7 protein-coding genes are annotated in these 21,458 nt (G+C 42.0%); 3 read left to right on the top strand and 4 right to left on the bottom strand.

What is annotated here, in order from left to right:
* Positions 1-137 precede the first annotated feature (137 nt).
* A complete protein-coding gene (gene trkA, locus AB8M93_RS05690; RefSeq protein WP_373056609.1) occupies positions 138-1,487 on the top strand; it encodes a Trk system potassium transporter TrkA in 1,350 nt (449 codons plus the stop codon).
* The gene (locus AB8M93_RS05685) at positions 1,487-2,983 is read left to right on the top strand and encodes a TrkH family potassium uptake protein (RefSeq protein ID WP_373056608.1); all 1,497 of its coding nucleotides are present in this window, start codon (positions 1,487-1,489) and stop codon (positions 2,981-2,983) included. The genes trkA and AB8M93_RS05685 overlap by 1 nt, the downstream gene beginning before the upstream one ends.
* Before the next feature lie 292 nt (positions 2,984-3,275).
* Here AB8M93_RS05685 and AB8M93_RS05680 read toward each other — a convergent pair whose 3' ends face one another.
* Both AB8M93_RS05680 and AB8M93_RS05675 read right to left on the bottom strand, forming a co-directional pair.
* On the bottom strand, positions 3,276-4,469 hold the full coding sequence (locus tag AB8M93_RS05680) for a pyridoxal phosphate-dependent aminotransferase (RefSeq protein WP_373056607.1): 1,194 nt from the start codon (positions 4,467-4,469) through the stop codon (positions 3,276-3,278).
* 23 nt (positions 4,470-4,492) lie between these two features.
* Entirely contained in the window at positions 4,493-5,599 is a 1,107-nt protein-coding gene (locus tag AB8M93_RS05675; RefSeq protein WP_373056700.1) for a fatty acid desaturase family protein, read from the bottom strand.
* 106 nt (positions 5,600-5,705) lie between these two features.
* Between AB8M93_RS05675 and rsmG the strand changes: the two genes are divergently transcribed.
* Complete coding sequence (gene rsmG / locus AB8M93_RS05670) at positions 5,706-6,335, top strand: 16S rRNA (guanine(527)-N(7))-methyltransferase RsmG (RefSeq protein WP_373056606.1); 630 nt, start codon at positions 5,706-5,708, stop codon at positions 6,333-6,335.
* 36 nt (positions 6,336-6,371) lie between these two features.
* On the opposite strand, the gene AB8M93_RS05665 is transcribed toward rsmG, so the two are convergent.
* Positions 6,372-13,334 (bottom strand): DUF8693 domain-containing protein, encoded by a 6,963-nt coding sequence (locus AB8M93_RS05665; protein ID WP_373056605.1) that lies wholly within the window; start codon positions 13,332-13,334, stop codon positions 6,372-6,374.
* Positions 13,335-13,469: 135 nt separating this feature from the next.
* Positions 13,470-21,458 (bottom strand): DUF8693 domain-containing protein (locus tag AB8M93_RS05660; RefSeq protein WP_373056604.1); only part of this gene is annotated, 7,989 nt, incomplete at its 5' end.

The raw sequence follows: 21,458 nt of genomic DNA, 5'->3' as shown, positions 1-21,458 counted from the left end.
TCAAATTTTTTTTCAAAGATACATGTTATAGGCTAACTGCCTTCTTTCCAAAGGATTTTTTGTTCGTGGAAGCCCATGTTTTTAGTTAGTTTAAAATAAGTTACCTTTGCTAATTCTTTACAATTTCAAGTTGTTATATGAAAATAATTATCGCTGGAGCAGGTGAAGTAGGCTTTCATCTGGCAAAATTACTCTCGTATGAATCTCAGGATATTACCTTGCTAGATACCAACCGGGACAATCTCCAGTATGCAGATACTCATTTGGATATAAGAACAATTAAAGGAGATGCCACTTCTATAGCAATACTTAAAGATGCTCATGTAAAATATGCCGATATGGTGATTGGGGTAACTTCAAGTGAGGCTACAAATATTACCGTATGTGTCCTGGCGAAACAGTTAGGAGCAAAGCGCACCATCGCGCGTATCTCCAATACCGAATTTCTTGATAATAAGGAAGAAATAGGTTTTGTGAAATTTGGAATAGATGAACTTATCTCTCCCGAAGCCCTGGCGGCGAGGGAAATTGAGCTGTTGCTTAATCAATCTGCTTTTAATGACAGCTACGAGTTTGAAAATGGAGCGCTAACCATGATAGGCTTGAACCTCTCCCGGAATGCCCTATTTGTGGGAAAAACAGTAAAGGAGGCTGCTGAAATTTTTCCGGAACTAAATTTTGTTCCCATTGCCATTCAGCGGTTTGGCACCCAGTATACTTTAATCCCAAGAGGCGATACGCAGTTTAAGGAAGGAGACCAGGTTTATTTTGTGACCCTGGAAAGTGGGGTGGAAGAACTTTACAAGTTAACAGGAAAAGTAAAACAGGATATCAAAAATGTGATGATTCTTGGAGGCAGCAAAATTGGGCGTAAAACCGCTATGGACCTTACGCGGAACAATTTTAATGTAAAGCTGGTGGAAACCAATAAGGAAAAAGCTTACGACCTTGCAGATGAACTGCCACGCACCCTTATTATTAATGGGGATGGCAGGAATGTGGAGCTGCTGGAAGAGGAAAACATCCATGATATGGATGCTTTTATTGCAGTTACGGGAAATTCAGAAACCAATATCATGTCCTGCCTGGTGGCCAAATCAAAAAGTGTAAAAAAGACTATTTCTTTGGTGGAGAATATGGATTATTTTCAGCTAAGCCATTCTATAGGTATAGATACCCTTATCAATAAAAAACTGCTGGCAGCAAACAATATTTTTAGGTATATACGCAAAGGCGAAGTGGTTGCCATGACGAAGCTGAACAACATGAATGCTGAGCTTCTGGAATTTATAGTTAAACCAAATTCCCAGGTAACCAACAAAAAAATAAAAGATATCGAATTTCCCAGGTCTGCAATTATTGGCGGCATAATAAGAAATGGAGAAGGCATTATTGCCCTGGGGGAATTCCTGATAAAATCTGGAGACCGTATTGTTGTTTGCTGTCTCCCGCGTTCTATTAATAAGGTGGAAAAACTTTTCCTGTAATGCCAAGATTAAACTACCAGATCATCCTGCATGTAATGGGCTTGCTGTTGTTGTGCAATGGCGGGTTTATGCTTACTGCCGTACTTATAAGCTGGTTTTATGAAGATGGCGCGACCATGCAAATTTCCATTGCGGCCTTAGTAACCTTATTTGTAGGAACGCTTTTAATGTTTAGCACCCGCGGCCACCGCAAAGAAGTAAAGAAGCGGGAAGGGTATATAATTGTAACCTTTGGATGGATCTTCATGGCTTTAAGCGGAACTTTACCGTATGTAATAAGTGGTTCTATTCCGGGTTTTACCAATGCTTTTTTTGAAACCATGTCTGGCTACACTACCACCGGGGCTTCTATTCTTAACGATATAGAAGTAGTGCCAGAAGGGATTCTTTTCTGGCGAAGCCTTACCCACTGGATAGGCGGAATGGGAATTATAGTGCTGGCTATAGCCATCCTGCCATTACTGGGGATAGGAGGGATGCAGCTTTTTGCCGCCGAAGCACCCGGCCCTAGTGCAGATAAACTGAAGCCGCGTATTACCGATACCGCAAAAAGGCTATGGCTCATTTATGTGAGCTATACTGCAGCAGAAACTATATTGTTAAGTGCTGCTGGAATGAGCTTTTTTGATGCGATTAACCATGCTATGAGTACCTTAAGTACTGGCGGTTTTTCTACAAAAAATGCGAGTATGGCCTATTGGAATGATGAGCCAATTATTCAATATATCATCATCCTGTTTATGTTTTTAGCCGGGAGTAATTTTGTGCTCAGTTATTTTAGTTTTAAAGGCAGGATACAGCGGGTATTGCATGATGATGAATTTAAATGGTATTTTATTTTTATTGCGGTTTTTACTATAATTTCTTCTGTTATTGTTTACCTGGAGGCAAATGTAGAACTGTCCTCCATAGATCATCCCATGGTCTGGGGTGAGGCTGAAAGTGCGTTCCGCCATTCACTTTTCCAGGTTTTAACGGTTATTACCACTACTGGATTTGTTTCGGCAGATTATACCATGTGGACCCCATTTCTCACCATTTTCTTCTTCGGAATGTTCTTCCTGGGTGGTTCTGCCGGATCTACGGCGGGTGGAGTAAAGGTAATGCGGCACATTATCATGATTAGGAACGGGATAATTGAATTTAAAAGAACCCTTCACCCCAATGCCATACTGCCGGTAAGGTTTAATAAAAAATCTGTTAGTAAAGAAATCGTATTTAATATCTTAGGATTTTTTATACTTTATATGCTTGCTTTTATTATAGGGTCTGTAGTACTTGCTGCGCTGGATCTTGATTTTGAGACCGCTATTGGCGGTGCGGCGTCTTCTTTAGGGAACATAGGGCCAGCTTTTGGTGCTTTAAGCCCCGTGAATAATTTTGATTTGCTGCCTGCTTTTGGAAAATGGTGGTGCGCATTCCTTATGCTTATTGGCCGACTGGAGCTGTTTACAGTGCTTATTATTCTTACTCCGTTCTTCTGGAGAAACCGGTAGTTTTCTTAGGTAAGGTGGGAAAGAGGAAAAGAATTAAAGAGAAAGAAATAAAATAGAGGAAATTCTTTATTAAGAAAACAATTCATTGCTCCTCTCTAAAATAGATAAAGCCTAGGGAGGCGATGTAAATCCTTTTTCATTTCAGCAGATTTAAAAAAATTTTTAAGGCTGAAATACCTTTGGCTGCGCTCCAGGAGTCAATAAATTGTAGATATTCCGAAAGAATTTAAAAAAATAAACCTCACAGGTCTTTGAGAAATGTGAGGTTTATAACTATCAGGTTTTCTACTTTTTATGCTTCAGAAAGCGCTGCTTTAATCCTTTTCATGGCTTCTTCAATTTTAGATTCGCTGGCTGCATAAGAAATTCTTATACAATCTGCATTTCCAAAAGCATCGCCGGTGACTGTGGCCACAAGGGCTTCTTCTAAAAGGAACATGGAAAAATCTGTGGCATTTTCAATTTTATGACCTTTAATCGTTTTTCCGAAGAAAGCCGAAATATTAGGAAATACATAAAAGGCTCCTTGTGGTTCCGGTGTTATAAAGCCGTCTATTTCGTTCAGCAGGTCAATGATCAGTTTTCTTCTTGATTTAAATTTATCAACCATATAACTAATCTCGCTCACGGGAGCTTCAAGCGCGGTAATGGTGGCACGCTGTGCAATACAGTTTGCACCACTGGTGATCTGGCCCTGTAATTTGTTGCAGGCACGGGCAATCCAGGCAGGAGCACCAATATAACCAATACGCCACCCCGTCATGGCAAAAGCTTTAGCTACTCCGTTTACGGTAACCGTACGATCGTACATATCTTCAAATCCGGCCATGGAAGCATGTCCTCCTACATAATTAATATGCTCATAAATTTCGTCGCTCACCACTATAATATCAGGATATTTTGCCAGTACATCGGCAAGGCCTCTAAGTTCTTCTTTAGTGTAAACCATTCCGCTGGGGTTACAGGGCGAGCTGTACCAAATCATTTTTGTTTTTGGCGTAATCGCTTTTTCCAGCTGCTCCGGTGTTATTTTAAAATCGGTTTCCACCGTTGTAGGTACTTCAACAGGAACCCCTTCTGCCAGTTTTACAATTTCAGCATAACTCACCCAATAAGGGCAGGGTAAGAGCACTTCATCTCCTGGATTCAGCAAAACCATGGCCACATTGGCTAAAGACTGCTTGGCTCCTGTGGAAACCACAACCTGGGAATGGTTGTAGGTAAGGTTGTTATCCCTTTTGAATTTTGTAATAACGGCATCTTTTAATTCCACATAACCATCTACCGGGGTATAGGAATTGTAATTTTCATTAATAGCCTTAATAGCAGCTTCTTTAATAAAATCTGGAGTGTTAAAGTCTGGTTCTCCAAGGCTAAGGCCAATTATATCCTTTCCTTCGGCTCGTAATTCACGCGCTTTTGCAGCCATTGCCAAAGTTTGGGACGTTGCCAGATTGTTAATCCTGTTTGATAATTGTTCTTGCATTTTAATTAATTAATAATGATTATTTAACTGGAAATTGCAGGTTTTGAACCCATCTCTTTAAGATATTCAAAATGGGCCTTTATAGCTGCGCGTGTGGTTTTGTATTCGTTATAAGGCAGATTGCATTCTATAGCAGTCTGTTTCACAATTTTAGAAATTTTGGTGTAATGTATATGACTTATATTCGGAAAAATATGGTGTTCTACCTGGTGGTTAAGTCCGCCGGTGAACCAATTTACAATCCTGTTTTTAGTAGAGAAATTCACCGTGGTAAAAAGCTGGTGGATAGCCCAGGTATTCTTCATAGACCCCGTATCATCTGGCAGCGGCATTTCTGTTTCTTTTACCACGTGGGCCAGCTGAAATACCATACTTAAAATGAGTCCGGCGGTATAATGCATTATAAAGAAACCAAGAAGGATTTTCCACCAGGCGATTGAAAGGATAATCATAGGCAATACAATCCAAATCGCGGTGTAAATAAGTTTAGTTACCGCAATAATACTCCATTGGGTAACGGGATTTGGCAATTTTCCATAAGCGAGTTTGCGTTTAAGGTATCGCTTTGTTTGTTTAAAATCTACCGTCAAGGCCCAATTAAAAGTGAGCAGGCCGTAAAGAAATACAGAATAATAATGCTGAAATTTATGAAAGCGTTCCCATTTGGCATGTTTTGAAAACCGTATTACCCTTCCTGCATCCAGGTCTTCATCATGCCCGTGAATATTAGTATAGGTATGGTGAAGCACATTGTGCTGGACCTGCCAGTTATAAACATTTCCGGCGAGAATGTAAATGGTACCTCCCATAAAATTATTCACCCATTTTTTTGAAGAATAAGAGCCGTGGTTCCCGTCATGCATTATGTTCATGCCCACTCCGGCCATTCCAGCACCCATAACTATGGTAAGCAGTAACATCCACCACTGGGAAATTTCCAGGGTCATAATTAGAAAATAAGGGGTAAGGAAAATGGTAAACATCACCGCTGTTTTGAGATGAAGTTTCCAGTTGCCGGTTTTTTTAATGTTGTTTTCTTTAAAATAAGAATTCACCCTTTTGTTGAGGGTCCTGAAAAATTTTGCTGAATCGATCCGTGAGAATCTTATGTTATTTTGGGTGAAATCCATTGTTTGTACTTTGATCTTCAAAGGTAGAATATTATATAGTTCAAAAGAATATAATGAGCAACTTTTAGGCCGTGTTTATGTATTTTTGCTTTTAAAATTAAAGACTTTGGAATTATTACATAAATATTTTCCTGATCTCAGCAAAGATCAGGTTGAAAAATTTAAAAGACTGGAAGAGCTTTACAAAGACTGGAACCTGAAAATTAACGTGGTTTCCCGGAAGGATATTGATGAGCTTTACCTTAGGCATGTACTGCATTCCCTGGGGATTGCAAAGGTGCAAAGCTTTTATCCTGGAGCAGATATTCTTGATGTGGGAACAGGTGGTGGCTTTCCCGGAATTCCGCTCGCAATTTTATTCCCTGAAACCAATTTTCATCTTGTGGATTCTATAGGAAAAAAAATAAAAGTAGTGGAAGAAGTATCCACAGGCCTCGACCTTCAGAATGTAAAAATTACCAATGCAAGGGTTGAAGAAGTAGGCGGCAAATACGATTTTATTGTGAGCAGGGCTGTGGCATCAATGCCTACTTTTGTTCACTGGACCAAAGGGAAAATTGCCAAAAAGAGCAGTCACGAGCTAAAAAATGGCATATTGTATTTAAAAGGAGGGGACCTTTCAGAAGAACTCCAGCCTTATAAGACGGTAAGTATCTATGAACTGTCTGGTTATTTTGAAGAAGATTTTTTTGATACCAAAAAAGTGGTTCACCTGCCTTTAAAGTTTAAAGGTTAAAAAAGAGAGGCTGCCTTTTGAAGCAGCCTCTATTTTTTAATTGTTTATGATCATCTTCTTATTGATGAGTTTATTTTCAGAATAAATTTTCACCACATAAACCGCAGTACTCACAGGGCGGCTTACGGTGAGATGGATTTCCTGTTGTACGGGAAGGTCCTTAAAACTTTCAATGAGTTTGCCGTTAATGCTATAGATGCGGATTTCATCTATTTTTGTTTCTGCGGGATTGTTAATAATGATCTCTTTGGTATCCATCATATAATCTGCGGAAAGCTCTTTGATAAAATCTTTTGGTTCACCAGGCGGAACTTCAACCGGAGTATCTGTATCGGGATTGCCGGATTCTTCTTCAGTGCCTTCTGATCCTTCTTCAGGAGTTCCAACATTATCCTGTTCTTGTCCTTCAGAGTTATCTTCTTCATTTTCTTCAGCATTATCAGGATCCTGGGTTTCTTCTTCTGTGCTTTCTTTGGGTTTTTCAAAAACCAGTTCAAACAGGCTGGTATGGTAGCCGGGCTCAATTGAGGATTTATATTTTGCGGCCCTCAGGTCGTGGTAAGTACTGTCTGCCTTATTCCTGAGGTAAATTTCCATACTTTCCGGAACATTTTCCAGTTCAGCGATTTCTATCTCAATGTCTCCTTCCTGGTCTATAGCAAGGCCAATAGGGAGCACCTGCCCTGGATTAAAATCCGGCACCGCCTGGATTACATACTCCCCGTTATTAATTAACCAGAACATATCCTCAATATTATAATCAATCATAGGGGCATCATATCCAAGGTCGAATCCATTAGAAGTAAGATCATCAGCTGCTACCAGGATTTGCCGGTGATATCCCATTGGAGATGAAAAGTTAAGCCTGATTTTATAACGTTCGTCTTTTTTGTATTGCGCTTTGTTCCCTTTTGTAAGGTGTAGCGGTTTTAAGAATTGGGAGTCTTCATTGGATTCCTTTACAGAAATCCGCTGCCCGTTCTTAAAAAGGATGTCTCCGCCCTCAATTTCATATTCTTCAGCTATTGCTTTATCAATAATGGTGTTCACAAAGAATCCTTGCGCAACAGGGATATATTTTTTAGGACGTTTATCCCCCTGATCCCCAGTAGCATTAATTCGTGAATCTGTAGAGATTGCCGGAACTCCGTCCACTAAATTAAAAGTAGCATATCCCCCCACATAATCGGCCAGGTTATGGCTGTCCCTTTTACCAAAATGGTCCCAGAAATAGAGCGCTCCATTAAAAATGTTTCTGCTGTTTGTTCCTCCCGGAACATCCTTAAGGTTGTCCCTTATAAACTGTTCGGCATCTATAGCTGAAGGATAGGGATTTCCTACGAGCCTGTTTTCATTTTCTGAAACTTTTATCTTTATTTCCCCATTATTGGGTTTTCCTGTAAAGACATAGTTTTGCCGTTGGGAAATTTCCACGTCTCCTGAAGTCCCCTTCATGGTATAGCCTTCTCCGGCTGCCAAATGGCCTTCGTGCCCTATATAATCCCATTCTCCATAGGAATCGGCAGTTCCTTCGAATTTGTATAGCCAATAGGTGCTTATTCTTTTTGCTCCGGAATAGCTTTTGTCTGCAAAGGTATAATCCTGGCCAAAGGATAGCCTGATGGGGTTTTTTGAATTAGTGCCGTCCCGCAATACTTCAGCAATGGTAAAACCTGAGTTATTGCTGGTCCCCCGAATACTAACGGGAGATGTCCAGTAATTATAATTGAAACTGTTAGCAGTTCCCTGCTGATCCCTTTCAAGATATCCTGTACTGGCATTTTCCAGTACGCTTCCCTCTTCCTGTACCAGCTGGGACTCCCCAACCAAATCGATGACGCCATTGAGTTTCAGGTAATGGGAAATCTTTAGGTTTTTTCCCGAATTAAATTCATTTTGGGACTGGTTGGGATTGGCCATAGTTAATTTATTGCTTTCTGAAAGTAACCCCAACAGGTCAATATCCTTATCTCCTGAATTTATAGTATGGGAAATACTGGCGATATTCCATTTAATGGTCTCGCCGTTAATACCGTTACTGTTTGGCGGGTCCCATACCTGAGGCCTCTTCCAGGTATTGTTGCTGTACCAGTATCCTGTACGGGAAGAAATATAGGGGAGTGGAGCAGTTCTTTCCTCACTGGTGGTAATATTTACCATTCTTCCTTTCACTGCCAAAGAAGCTTTGTTTGGAGTGTAGCCGTTTTCTATTTTTTCAAGTTGATAGTATCCATTTAAATTTTCCCATTTAAGACCTTCAGGAACATCAAGGGGAATTATTTCTCCTCTTATATTAGCCCCGTTTTGCTGTAGTTTCTGGTTCATCATAAAGTGCAACTGATTTTCAGATAAAGCAGTATCCCAGATTCTTACCTCCTGAATCCAACCATGAAAGTAGTTAGAAGGCTCTTCAGGAGAATCGGAGTTGTGCATTGCACCCATTATAAACGGATAGTTATTGGACGCTGGTGCAGCCGTGGAGCCGTTGTTTCCCACCTTAATTCCGTCAACATACAAATATTTGCCGTCTCCTCTGGATATTACAGCCAGGTGGTACCACCTGCCGCTGCCAATAGGATCTGAAGAAGCCAAAACATTACCATTCCAACGGAATTTAGGTGTTCTGTTGTCTATAATCAGATCATAACCACTGCTGCTAAAATCTTTGGTGTTGCGCTTCGATAATACTGTTTTTATACCCGAATCAGCTTCAGCAGACAATTTAATCCAGGCTTCCAGAGAAAAATTTGCGCTGTGATTAAAGGTATCGCCAAATATGATATAATCGTCTTTTCCATCAAAATCTATCGTATTACAGTTGCTAAGGGTGATTTTTACATCATCAGATTTTCCGCAGTCAACCGTCCACCTCAAGGTATAAGTTCCCTGAGAACCGGTGAATATGCTGGCAGGATTTGTGGCATCTGCAAAGCTTCCACCTGCAGGTCCATTTACAATACTCCATTCCCCGGTAAATTCTTCTGAATTTTCCGCAGGAAGGCTTGCTTCAAGCTGGGTTGTTGTGATTCCACAGCTAAGTACCTGGTCTGGGCCGGCATCAGCAATCAGTTCTTCCGGCTGAGTAATTGTAACGCTAATCCAGGTTTCACAGCCGTTAGCGTCTAATACCCGCACATCATGTTCCCCTGCTTCCAGATTAGTAGCCGTTGGCCCGGTTTGTCCATTATCCCACACATAGATGTAAGGATCTCCTGAAGTTGCTCTTGTACCGCCTTCTGCTGCAACAGTAGCACTTCCATCGGTACCTCCAAAACAGGTGACATTTGTTTGCTCCACAAGCTTAAGTTCAAGGGGATTAGAAGGCTGGTTTATTTCCCTGGTCATAAAATGACTTTCTCCATCAGAATCCCTTACCTCAATATTGTAAGTGCCTCCCGGAAGCCCTTCAATAGTATTATTGTAGTATTCCTTTCCATTTAGGAAATAACGGTATGGCGAAACGCCCCCTGATGCCCTTATAGTAATCTTACCGTCTTCAGAGCCATTACATAAAAGCTCGTTTGCAAATGCTACCGCATACAATGGGGAAAAAACAGTAGCTTCATTATTGGTGGAGTAACACTTGGGTTTATTCCCCTCGCCGCATTCATCGTTTTTCTTATTGCTGAAGGTGAACCGTATCCCTTCAATTTTTACAATATTTCCACAGGAATAGTCAATTTTAAAGGTTTGGGCCCTGTCGGGTATAGCCTGTTTTTCATAAAAGCAACCCAGTTCCTTAAAATTTTGTATTTCTCCTGTTTCTATATCTTCAATGGAATATATAAATTCAACACTTAGGGAATAACGATCGGGATTAGAGGGAATATAGATATAAATAAACTTATCATCAGAACTTCCGCAGTTTTCAGCAGTGATGGGTGTACCGCTGTCATCTCCAATATAATAATCTTCTGCTTTCAAGTCATTAGAGCCACAATCTGTGCTAAAACAGCCTCCTACATATTGAATTATGGTTTTTGTGAGGCTTAGGCCATTGGCATCGGTTATTTTAACGCTTATTTCTTTCTCTCCAATGGTTTGATAATATATTTTAGGAGTTTGTAATCCAGTATAGTTGGGGATGGAAGCATCACCTTTAAACGTCCATTCGTACTTATAGGGAGCAGTACCTCCCCTGGCACTTCCATCAACAATGGTAAATGAAGAAGTTCTGATTATATTATTGGTACTTTCACAAATTGAAGTAGGTAATATTTCTGCATCAAGGCTGTCTACCACCACAACAGATTTAGTTGCAGTACAACCATTTTGATCCGTCACTGTAACAGAATAAGTGCCTGCAGCAAGGTTTTTCGCGGTTTGGCCCGTCTGCCCGTCAGACCATTTAAAGGAATAATTCGGGCTTCCGCCGGTAACCTGTACTGTCGCACTACCTGTAGCAGAGCCATAAGAAGTGGTTTCTGTAGTTAAAAAACCACTAATCTCTAATTTTGCGGGAGAGGAAACGGTCACAATTCTTTCCTTTTCGCAACCGTTCCCATCTGTAATAATTACAGTGTGTTCTCCGGGAGCCAGTCCTGTGGCTGTTTGGGTGGTTTGTCCATCCTCCCACAAATAGGAATATTCGCCGGTACCACCCACTGCTTTTACCGTTGCAGTACCATTATTGGCGCCAAAACATCCAGAAGTAGAAGAAACTTCAGTAATCTCTATAAAACTATCGGGTTCAGCAATAGTTACAGAAACAGGTGCTGTTTCGCATCCATTGGCATCTATTACGGTAAGCTGATATTCTCCGGCGGGAAGATCTGTTTTATGTTCTCCATAGCCTAAGGAACCCCAGGAAAAAGTGTAAGGCGCTGTTCCTCCTGTTGCCGAGGCAGAAATTTCACCCGAAGCGAATCCTTTACAGAGAACATCTGTTTTGGTATCTATAGTTGCAACAAGGGTTTCGGGCTCGGTGATTAGCAAATCGCTGTCCAGAATTAAACTACAGGCGGGTTCGCTGCTGTCTCTCATCTGGACATTATAATTGCCCGGGCTAAGAGCAGTAAAGCTGTTGCTGGTTTGCCAGGTATTGCCGTCTATACTGTATTCAAAAGTATCGTGTCCCCCGTAGGCAAACATCACTTCAATACTGGCATCATTAGCGTCATGGCAGCTCACATTGGCAACTTCCAGCTCAGCACCAAGAGGGCTGATGGTTATGTCTTGTTCTAAAGTGGAAACATTTCCTGCATCATCCTTAAATGTCCAGGTGATGGTATGCTCCCCTGCTGCAGAATACGTAAGGGCATTAGAAGTTGTGGCGGTTATTTCTCCTGAACAATTGTCTGTTGCTACGGGAGGGGTGGCCGTATATTCACAGCCGGAAACTACGTTTTCTATGGTTGGTAATTCCGGAGCCTCTTTATCTTCCACGGTAATTTTTTGTATAACCGGGTCCGCGTTATTTCCATTTGCATCACTTACATTCCAGGTGATTTCTGTTGTTCCTACCGGGAATCTCCCCGTAAGGGCCTTGCCATCGCTCCTGCTGCCAGAAGGGCTGCCTACAGTACAATTATCTGTAGCTGCCGGGGGAGTAATGTTAATACTGGCGCCGCATTTTCCAGTATCATTTGCTACCACAATTGCTGTAGCCGAGGTTATCACTGGTATTTCTTTATCTTCAACGGTAACGGTGGCGGTAGCTGAAGATGTTTTTCCGTTGTTATCGGTCACCGTTAGCGTTACGGTGTTTGTCCCCACATCAGCACAGCTGAAATTTTCTTTGTCTAAGGAGTAGCTTTGAATTCCGCAGTTATCATCTGAGCCGTTGTTCACATCAGCGGGGGTGATGGCAGCATTTCCTGAAGCATCTAGGGAAATACTAATATTTTGGGTAATTACTGTGGGATCAATAGTATCTTCAACGGTAACGGTGGCGTTAGCTGAAGATGTTTTTCCGTTGTTATCGGTCACCGTGAGCGTTACGCTGTTTGTTCCTACGTTTGCACAGCTGAAATTTTCTTTGTCTAAGGAGTAGCTTTTAATTCCGCAGTTATCGTTGGAGCCGTTATCAACATCAGCGGGAGTAATAGAAGCATTTCCCGAAGCATCCAGTTGAATAGTGATATCCTTTGTGATTACTGTTGGGGCTGAATTATCTTCAACAATAACTTTAGCTGTGGCAGTTTCCTGGTTTTCATTATTATCGGTCACCGTCAGCATTACGGTATTTGTTCCCACATTTGCACAGCTGAAATTTTCTTTGTCTAAAGAGTAGCTTTTAATTCCGCAGTTATCGTTGGAGCCGTTATCAACATCAGCGGGATTAATGGCAGCGTTTCCTGAAGCATCCAAGGAAATACTAATATTTTGGGTAATTACTGTGGGATTGATAGTATCTTCAACGATAACAGTAGCCGTTTGGGTAGCAGAATTATCATTATTATCAGTCACTGTCAGCGTTACGGTTTTTGTCCCCACATCAGCACAGCTGAAATTTTCTTTGTCTAAAGAGTAGCTTTTAATTCCGCAGTTATCGTTTGAACCATTATCAACATCAGCGGGGGTGATGGCGGCATTTCCTGAAGCATCCAGGGAAATACTTATATTTTGGGTAATTACAGTGGGATTGATATTATCTTCAACGGTAATAATTTGAATATCGGAATCTGTAACTCCTGCAGTAGTGGAAACAATCCATGTAATCTCGGTTGACCCCAAAGGAAAGGAGAACGTATTTGGGTTAATTTCACTGCCATTTACTTCCAGTCTTAGGTTGTCATATTCCCCGGTGATGGCCGGCGAGCCTAAGGATATGCCAGTGGCAGTACAACTGCCGTTGCCGGTACTCACGGTTTTATCTGCCGGGGCGGTAATCTGAGGATTTTCCAGCTCATCTTTGGCGTAAGAGATTTCTTTTCCACCAAATTCCTTATAGGAAGGATTGATGGAAAAAAGATTTTTTGCCGGTGATACAAAACAAATGAAAAAGACTAAAAATATTGCAATTCCCGCCGCCTTCATTCGGGGAGTAATTTTGCCCATACGCATTTATATGAAATAAATAGGAAACAAAATACGTACAAAAGAAGTTAAAAGGCAAATTTAATCGATGAAATGCATGTTTTAATATTCTAGTTATCAGTAGTAAAGAAGAGTTTGCTTCAAGTAACCATACACTTATCTAATGATGATCTTCATATTTTTGATGCCTTTGTCATAAATCATTTTTACAATATAAATTCCTGAACTAAAATCTTTTACCGGGAGGTAAAATCGTTTTTCAGAAGGAAAGGCTTCAAAAGCCTCCACCAGTCTTCCCCTAAGGTCAAAGATCATCACTTCAGAAATCTCCAGGGCTTCAGGATTGTCAATTCTTAAATTGCGCGAGTCATGATTGTAAGTTATTTTAATGCCTTTTGCAGTAGTTGCATCTTCACGGGTATCTCCTCCGGCGCTTCCCTCTTCTGCTGTGTCCTCACCCGGCTCTTCTTCCTGAGCATCAGAAAACACAATATCAAACCTGGTGGTGTAATATCCCGGCGGCAGGCTGGCAGTGAACTTTTCTTCAGATAAATTATGGTAAGTTTCTGTCTCGTTGTCTCTAATGAAAACTTCAAAATTCTCAGGTAGGTTTTCCAGGCTTTCAATAGAAATTTCAAATTCCTTTTCCTCACTTATATATAGCCCCAGCGGAAGTGTTCTTTTCAATCCAAAATCTTTCACGGCCTGGATTACAAATTCGCCGTTTTTGATCATCCAGAACATATCTTCGGCGTTATAATCCATCATTGGGGCGTCATATCCCAGGTCGAAGTCATTTGTGGTCTCGACATCTGCCGTGGCCAGGATCTGCCGGTGATAGCCGGTAGGCGACACGAAATTCAGCCTTATTTTTGTCCGGGTATCTTCCGCCATCTCTTTCTGTTGCTTCCCAAAATTCTCCGGCCTTAAAAACTGGGAATTTCCGGGGTTCTCCCTTACATAGGTTCTCTGGCTGTTTTTAAATACCACCTCTCCCCCGGAAACTGTAATGTCTGTTGTCACCGTTTGATCCATAATAGTATTTACAAAAAATCCCTGCGCCACAGGTATTCCGTTCCCTGGCAGCTTGGTGCCGCTGTTTCCATTAGAATTTATCCTTCTGTCGTTGGATACCCCGGGAACACTACCTGCCAGATTAAACGCGGCGTAACCCCCAATATATTCTGCCAGGACATGGGTGTCCTCCTGCCCAAAATGGTCCCAGAAATATAAAGTTCCATTAAAGATATTCTTGCTATTACGCCCGCCATTTATATCTTTAAGATTGTCTTTTATAAATTCACTGGCGTCAATAACTGAAGGATAAGGATTTCCCACGAGGCGATTTTCGTTCTGGGAAATAGGAATTCTTATAGTTCCATTGTTAGGTTTTCCTTCAAAAATATAATTCTGAAGATCTTTTATTTTTGCTGAACCCGAAGTTCCCTTCATCGTGTAACCTGTGCCGGGTTCCAGATGAGTTGTAGCATTTATTTGCTTCCACACCCCATATTCATCTGCGGTGCCATGGAAAATATTGAGCCAGTAGGAGCTTATTCTTAAATTTCCTGAATAATTGCCATCTGCATAGGTACGCGGATATTCAAAAGAAATTGGTTTTGGATTAGAAGGGTCCGTACCATCATGCAGAACTGCTGAAATACTATATCCTGAATTTATTGGTTGATCTTTCTCACTCACCGGGGAACTCCAGTAATTATAGTTGTAACTATTTTGTGTCCCCTGCTGGTCCCGCTGAATGTAACCACTGCTTTCAGGGTCGAGAATACTTCCTTCAGATTGTATTAACTGTGATTCACCATTTAAGTCAATTATCCCGTTAAGCTTCAGATAATGAGTGATGGTAAGGCCGCTCCCGTTATGATTGTTCTCTCCCTGCATATCAAACTTTCCGTCTTCAGATAAAAGACCAAGGAGCGTGATACTATTTTTGTTATTAGGCGTGCCGGGATTATAAATATCGTTTTCAATTTTAACAATATTCCAGTCAATTTTGGTTTGATTATCTATGCCAAGGCTGTTCGGGGCATCCCAGACATCTCTCCGGCTTATAGTTTTTCCACTGATCTGTTGAGGTAGCTGCCAGGTAGATTTGCTGTACCATTCTTTGTTACTGTTATATAAGACATAGGGCAGGGGGGCAGTGTTTTCCTGAAGGCTTTGAATATTCTTCAGAATTCCGTGATTTTCAGAGTTGCTGAGGTCTTCAGTTTTGCCATTGATAAATTTTGCCGGATCTGCTATTAACTGGTAATAAGCGCTAAGGTTGTTCCATTCAAGGGTGCCGGGAATATCAACTTTCTCCTGAAGCACACTGCCGCGGATTCCATTATTCCCCACTTTTTCCAGCCGCTGGTTCATCATAAACCTCAATTGTTCCGGCGCAAGTGCCTTATTCCATATCCTTAACTCCTCAATCCAGCCGTGAAAAAGGTCTGTAGGAGTAGAAGAGGCATCTAACATAGCCCCTATGAGCATGGGAGCTTCTACATTTTTGGGTTTTGAAGCATTGCCGGTTTTCATCTCCACGCCATCTACATAAAGGAAAACCTTAGACCCGTCAAAGACCGCGGCAAGATGAAACCACCTTTCTGTAGAAATCTTTTGGCTGGTCACAATACTTTTATTATTTATTCTAAAAGATGGTTTGCCGTTGTTGATAATAAGGTCAAAGCCTCCTGCAGCGAGATTGTCGCGCTCTCTTTTAGCAATAATTGTATTAATGCCTTTAAGAGTATGCGGTTTTACCCATGCTTCAATAGAAAAGGCGTCGTCAATTTTAGTTTCATCCTGGAGGTCAACATAATCATCTTCTCCATCAAAATCCAGCTGACTACAGGATTCAGGAAATTCAACAGTAATGGTATCAGTAAAATCCGGGCAGGAATTGGAAGGCGTTACCACCCATTCCAGTTCGTAGACGGTACCCGGTTTTCCGAAGAAAAGCGTATTAGGAAGAGAAGCATCTTCAAAACTGCCTTCCTGCCCTGAAATAATATGCCATTCGCCGGTTCCCAGGTTTTCGTCCACTGGAACTGCATTCAGGTGAATGCTGGTGATGCCGCATTGTTCAGGAATTTCCGGTTCCCCGGCATCTGCAATAATCTCTTCGGGTTGCGTAATGGTGATATTAGAAGTAATGCTGGTGCAGTTTGCGGGGGTGCTCACGCTAAACGTGTAATTTCCGGTAATTAGACCGGGAACAGTAATAATTGTGTTTGTCACGTTTTCTTCGGTATAAACCATTGCTCCCTCACTGTCTAAAAGCTGAAAATTGTATTGCGGACTGCTTCCTACTAGAAAACCTCCTGAAACTTCTATAGTTGCAGTACCATCATTTGCTCCAAAACAAGTTACCGCGCTAAATTCTGTGGCAACAATTTCCAAAGGAGCCGGCTCCTCTATAATGATATTTTCTGAAGATACCGAGCAACCATTCGCATCGGTAACGGTAACAAAAAGATTGTCAGTTTCCTCTGTTTTTCCCAATCCTGTGGCAGTAGGGCCGGTTTGACCATCGCTCCATAAATAGGTGAAAGGTTCTTTCCCGCTGCTCATGCTCACCGTGGCCGTAGCATTACTGCCGGAAAAACAGGAAGGTGGAACAATCTGGATATTTTCAATTACAGGGCTTGGATTAATGGTGATATTCAATGTATCCTGAACCGGCTCACAAGGGGCATCAGGATTATCTGAATTCAATATTAATGAAATAATGCCTGTGCTTATTTCTTCTTCCGAAGGAGTATAGATTGCATCCAAAACATTTGCACCAGGGTTATAACTTCCATTCCCGCCGCTCCAGTAGCCCGTGTTAACAGAACCTGAAACTTTCCCACCAAGCTGAATTTCTGTATTTTCAGCACAAACCGTAAGGTCATCTCCGGCATCAACTTCGGTTTGAGGGATAATGTTTACTTCTGTAGTTGCGGTTTGGGGCGCACAACCGTAAAAATCGGTTACCTTTAAAGTATAAATCCCCGCGTTTTCTGAAGTTAATCCTCCCAGCACAGGATTTTCTTCCGTAGAAATTACATTACCTTCAGGGTCGCTCCATTCAAACTCAATAGGCTCCCGCCCGCCTTTAATATTGGCATAAAGCTCAAGGTTATCACCTTCGCAAATGGCAGAATTATTAGATGGATCTATGCTAAAAATAATTGGCTCCAATGTTCCGAAGGAAATATCATCAAGCCCAAAATCATTCCCGTTTCTTATAGTTTCGAGGTTTATTATTTCGAGCGTGGCGCTGGTGGCGTTTCCTGAATTCCAGAACGGATTGCTATAAAATTTCACCCATTGCCCCACCGGCACATCGCGCAAATCGGCCACAGTTCCGGTAACCTGGCCGTTCACCCTAAACTGCAGTCTTGCCGGAGTCTTTGGGTTAACATTCATTCCCCAGGCATTAAAATAATAATTGGTATTAGGCTGAATATCTTCTATGGTCTGTCTCCAGATTACTTTCCCGGAACCCGGATGGCCGTTAACGATCATAAAATTGCCATTTCTCGAGGTGTGGTCCCTACCACTAAAATCGCCATGATAATCGCTGGCATTGGTATCTACCGCGTAATCTCCTTCAGGATAAAGGTCACCATTATTGGTTCTATTGCGATATTCGGTATAAAAGCCGGTTGCACCATTTTCAAAATCACCGTTTACAATAAGTTCCCGGGAAACGTTTATAGAGCCTGTTCCAACACAGCCAAATCCATCAGTCACGGTTAAGGTGTAGGTGGAAGCTATTTCAACATCTAAAGTTCTTCCGGAACCTAAAACCTCCCCTCCGGATTCCCATAAGTAAGATTTGTATTCGTTATCTGAAGATAATTCAATAAATTTTGAATCGCCACAATAATTTGCAGTTATAGAAGGATTTGGAGGCTGTCTTACAATAACTTTTACTGAAGCACTACCAGGGCAACCGGTATCAGGATCGGTATAAGTAGCTGTGTAAATTGTAGTTTTATTGGGGGTTATGTCTTCAGGATTTTGTTGGTTGGAAGTCCAGTCATTGGTATCTGCCGTCCATTGTACCTGGGGTTCTCCCGCGCCATCTCCGGTAATATTAACATTGTCTACAGCCCAATACCAATCCTGGTTGGCACCATCATATCTAAACCTTATTTGTACCCCACGCTGACTAATGAGATTGGATAAAGAATAAGTACGGTTGGCAAAATCATCGGCTTCCCCTTCAGAAGAACGATATTCATCCAGCGTTGTCCAGTTGCGCCAGCTGCCGTTACTTCTTTGGGTCCTGTATTCAAGATATCCCCTATCATCGCTTCCCCAGCCACCGCCGCCACCATCCCTGTACACGTGCCAGAAAGATAGTTCAAGGGAGTTGTAGCCCTCGGTGCTAAAAACAGGGCTTATAAGGGAAACATTATTAAAGGAGCCGTTGGTCTGGTTACTGTTCACCAGATAAAAACGGCTGTTATCGTTAGAATGAAAATTCACGGTTTCTTCTACGCAGCCAAACCACAATTCTTCCCACCATTCACATTCATCTATATAAGCAACTTCTCCGTTATCAGCGAGATTCCAACTGCGGTTGTTGTTATTCTGTTCCGTGGTCCAGCCCTGGGCACCATTGTTAAAATTACTGTTCGAAATTTCTGACGGCAGGGAAATATCTGAAGGAAAGGATGTTTCTGAAAAAAGATCGATACTTTCCCCCACGCAAATTTCTATTTCTTCTGAAGAGGTAGTCCCGTCCTTTTTTGCTGCAGAAACTTCCGTATCCGGGGCAGGTGTAACAGTCACGGTAACATTATAAACCTGTGGATTTTCGCAGTTATTGGAGCTTAATGTATACTGATAAGTAACCCCAAGAGGCTGGTTTGTAGTATTCTCCAGCACTTCATTTATACTCCCGGTACCGTTTGCAGCAGGATTGCTTATGCCTTCTACTGCAGGCCTGGTCCAATTAAAAACGGTGCCCGAGGTTTCACTCGTTGGAGTGTAATTGAATTCTGTACCACTACATACAGAACCTGCAGCGGTGGTGCTGCTTAAGAGGGGAGCGGGGGTTACCGTTGTTTTTACTTCCGCAGAATTGATGCAACCTGAAGGACTGATAAGCGTGACTTCATAGATAACTTCAATAGGATTGGTAGTGGTGTTCACTAAAACTTCTGAAATGTTTCCGGTATCATTATTTGCAGGGGTGGAAATTCCGCTTATGGCCTTTCTACTCCAGTTAAACTGTGTATCTGCCACATCACTGGAGAATTCATAATTAAATTCGGTTCCCGAACAAAAGCCGGCTACCTGTGTAGCACTGCTAAGCTGTGGCGTGGGATTTTCTGTTACTGTAACCGGTTTTATAACCGAGCATCCTTTGTTGGTGGCCCCCATGATATAATAAGTGCCAGGCCCCGCTTCGTCTGGATTTTGTAATTGCCTGGTGGCCGACTGGTCTTCCCAGTAAGTAAAAGTTAATCCCGGGGTAGAACCCTCTGTGATGGCAGGAGTTGTTAAATCTACGATGGCGGGTGAGCATGCAGGTTCAGGATCAGTGATAAATAGCTCCGGCAATGGATTCACCGTAACTGTTACCGGAATTGGCGTTCCTGTGCAGCCATTTGCCTCCGGCGTCACCTTATATATAATTTTAGCAGGGGAGCCGGTAGTATTCCTTAAGGTTTGTTCTAATTTATCTCCACTGCCATCGCTGCCGCCAGTAATGCTGCCTGACGGAATAATTTCTGAAACCGTCCAGTTATAGGAAGTCCCCGCTACGGCACCTGTAAAAGTTATGCTGGTAGTCTCCCCGGAACATAGCGCCTGGCTCGCGGGAGAAATTGAAATATTCGGGGTAGGGTTTACGCTAATGCTAAAAATCTCAGGTTCTCCTGTACAGCCGTTCGCTTTAGGAGTGACCCTTATTTCAGCAGTTACAGGACTCGCGCTGTTGTTAAAAGGAGTGAAAGAAGGAATTTCCGTAACCGAACTTTTATTGGAAAGGCCTATAGATGCGCCACCTTCCACATCAAATTTTGTCCCGGCAACAAGGCCGATAAGCGCAATAGCCGTTGTGGCTACTCCGTTACAGAAGGTAAAATCTTCAAGCGGTTCTACCTTTGCTTCTGGTTTAACTTCAATAGTAAAACTCTCCGGGATTCCCTCACATCCGTTCGCAGAAGGCGTAACGCTAATAGTGGCAAAAATACTTTCATTGGTAGTATTGGTGGCAGTAAAGGAATTAATCTTGCCGTTCCCATTGGCTTTCAGGCCAATGTTGGTGTTATCATTTGTCCAGCTTTTGCTGGTTCCGCTAACAGCAGCGCCGGGAAATTTTATCTCTTCCACAGTTTCCCCTGCACAAATCGAAATATCTGAAGGTTTGGTGATCGTGGGAGTAGGGTTTACGGTTATTGTGAATGTTTTAGAAACTCCCTCGCAGTTGTTTGCCACGGGAGTAACGGTGACTTCTGCAATTACAATTTCACTGGAATTATTAACGGCTGAAAAGGAAGCAATATTACCACTTCCACTTGCCGCAAGCCCGATCGAAGCCTGGCTGTTTGTCCATTTGTACTGGGTGCCTGCAACATTGCTGGCGGTAAAATTAATACCGGAAATATTTTCTCCATTACAAACGTTAATATTATCAACTTTATTTACAGTGGGCTCAGGGATAATGACTTTCTGATTTACGGTAATGCTGTTTCCGGAAGGATCTTCGAAGGTCCAGGGCACAATATACTCCCCGAAAGTCTCATACTGAAGCGGCGCTGTGGTAGTGGCTGTAATTTCTCCGGAACAGTTATCTGTAGTGGTTGGAATTTCAATTTCCATCCCGCAACTCCAGGTAATGTCCGTCAAATTAGGCATTTCAGGATCAATATTGTCTTCAACCGTAACCGTAGCCGATTTTTTTGCTGAATTTCCATTGACATCAGTCACGCTAAGTTCTACGGAATTGCTGCCAATATCGTCACAGTCAAAACCGGTCTTATCCAGGGAAAGATTATCAATAGCGCAATTATCTGAAGAACCATTGTCGATTTCCTCTGCTGAAATAATTGCCTGTCCGTTAGCATCCAGTTCAACGATGATATTTTGAGTTTTTACGGTAGGCTTTATATTATCCTGAACAGTGACTATAGCCGA

This window comes from Autumnicola aciditolerans, assembly GCF_041679265.1.
Lineage (GTDB): Bacteria > Bacteroidota > Bacteroidia > Flavobacteriales > Flavobacteriaceae > Autumnicola.
Note: the sequence above shows the minus strand (reverse complement) of the source record. Positions and strands in the feature narration are given on the sequence as shown.

Excerpts from the sequence above, each read along its gene's own strand:
- trkA (WP_373056609.1), top strand. The coding sequence starts at position 138 with ATGAAAATAATTATCGCTGGAGCAGGTGAAGTAGGCTTTCATCTGGCA.
- AB8M93_RS05685 (WP_373056608.1), top strand. The coding sequence starts at position 1,487 with ATGCCAAGATTAAACTACCAGATCATCCTGCATGTAATGGGCTTGCTG.
- AB8M93_RS05680 (WP_373056607.1), bottom strand. The coding sequence starts at position 4,469 with ATGCAAGAACAATTATCAAACAGGATTAACAATCTGGCAACGTCCCAA.
- AB8M93_RS05675 (WP_373056700.1), bottom strand. The coding sequence starts at position 5,599 with ATGGATTTCACCCAAAATAACATAAGATTCTCACGGATCGATTCAGCA.
- AB8M93_RS05665 (WP_373056605.1), bottom strand. The coding sequence starts at position 13,334 with ATGGGCAAAATTACTCCCCGAATGAAGGCGGCGGGAATTGCAATATTT.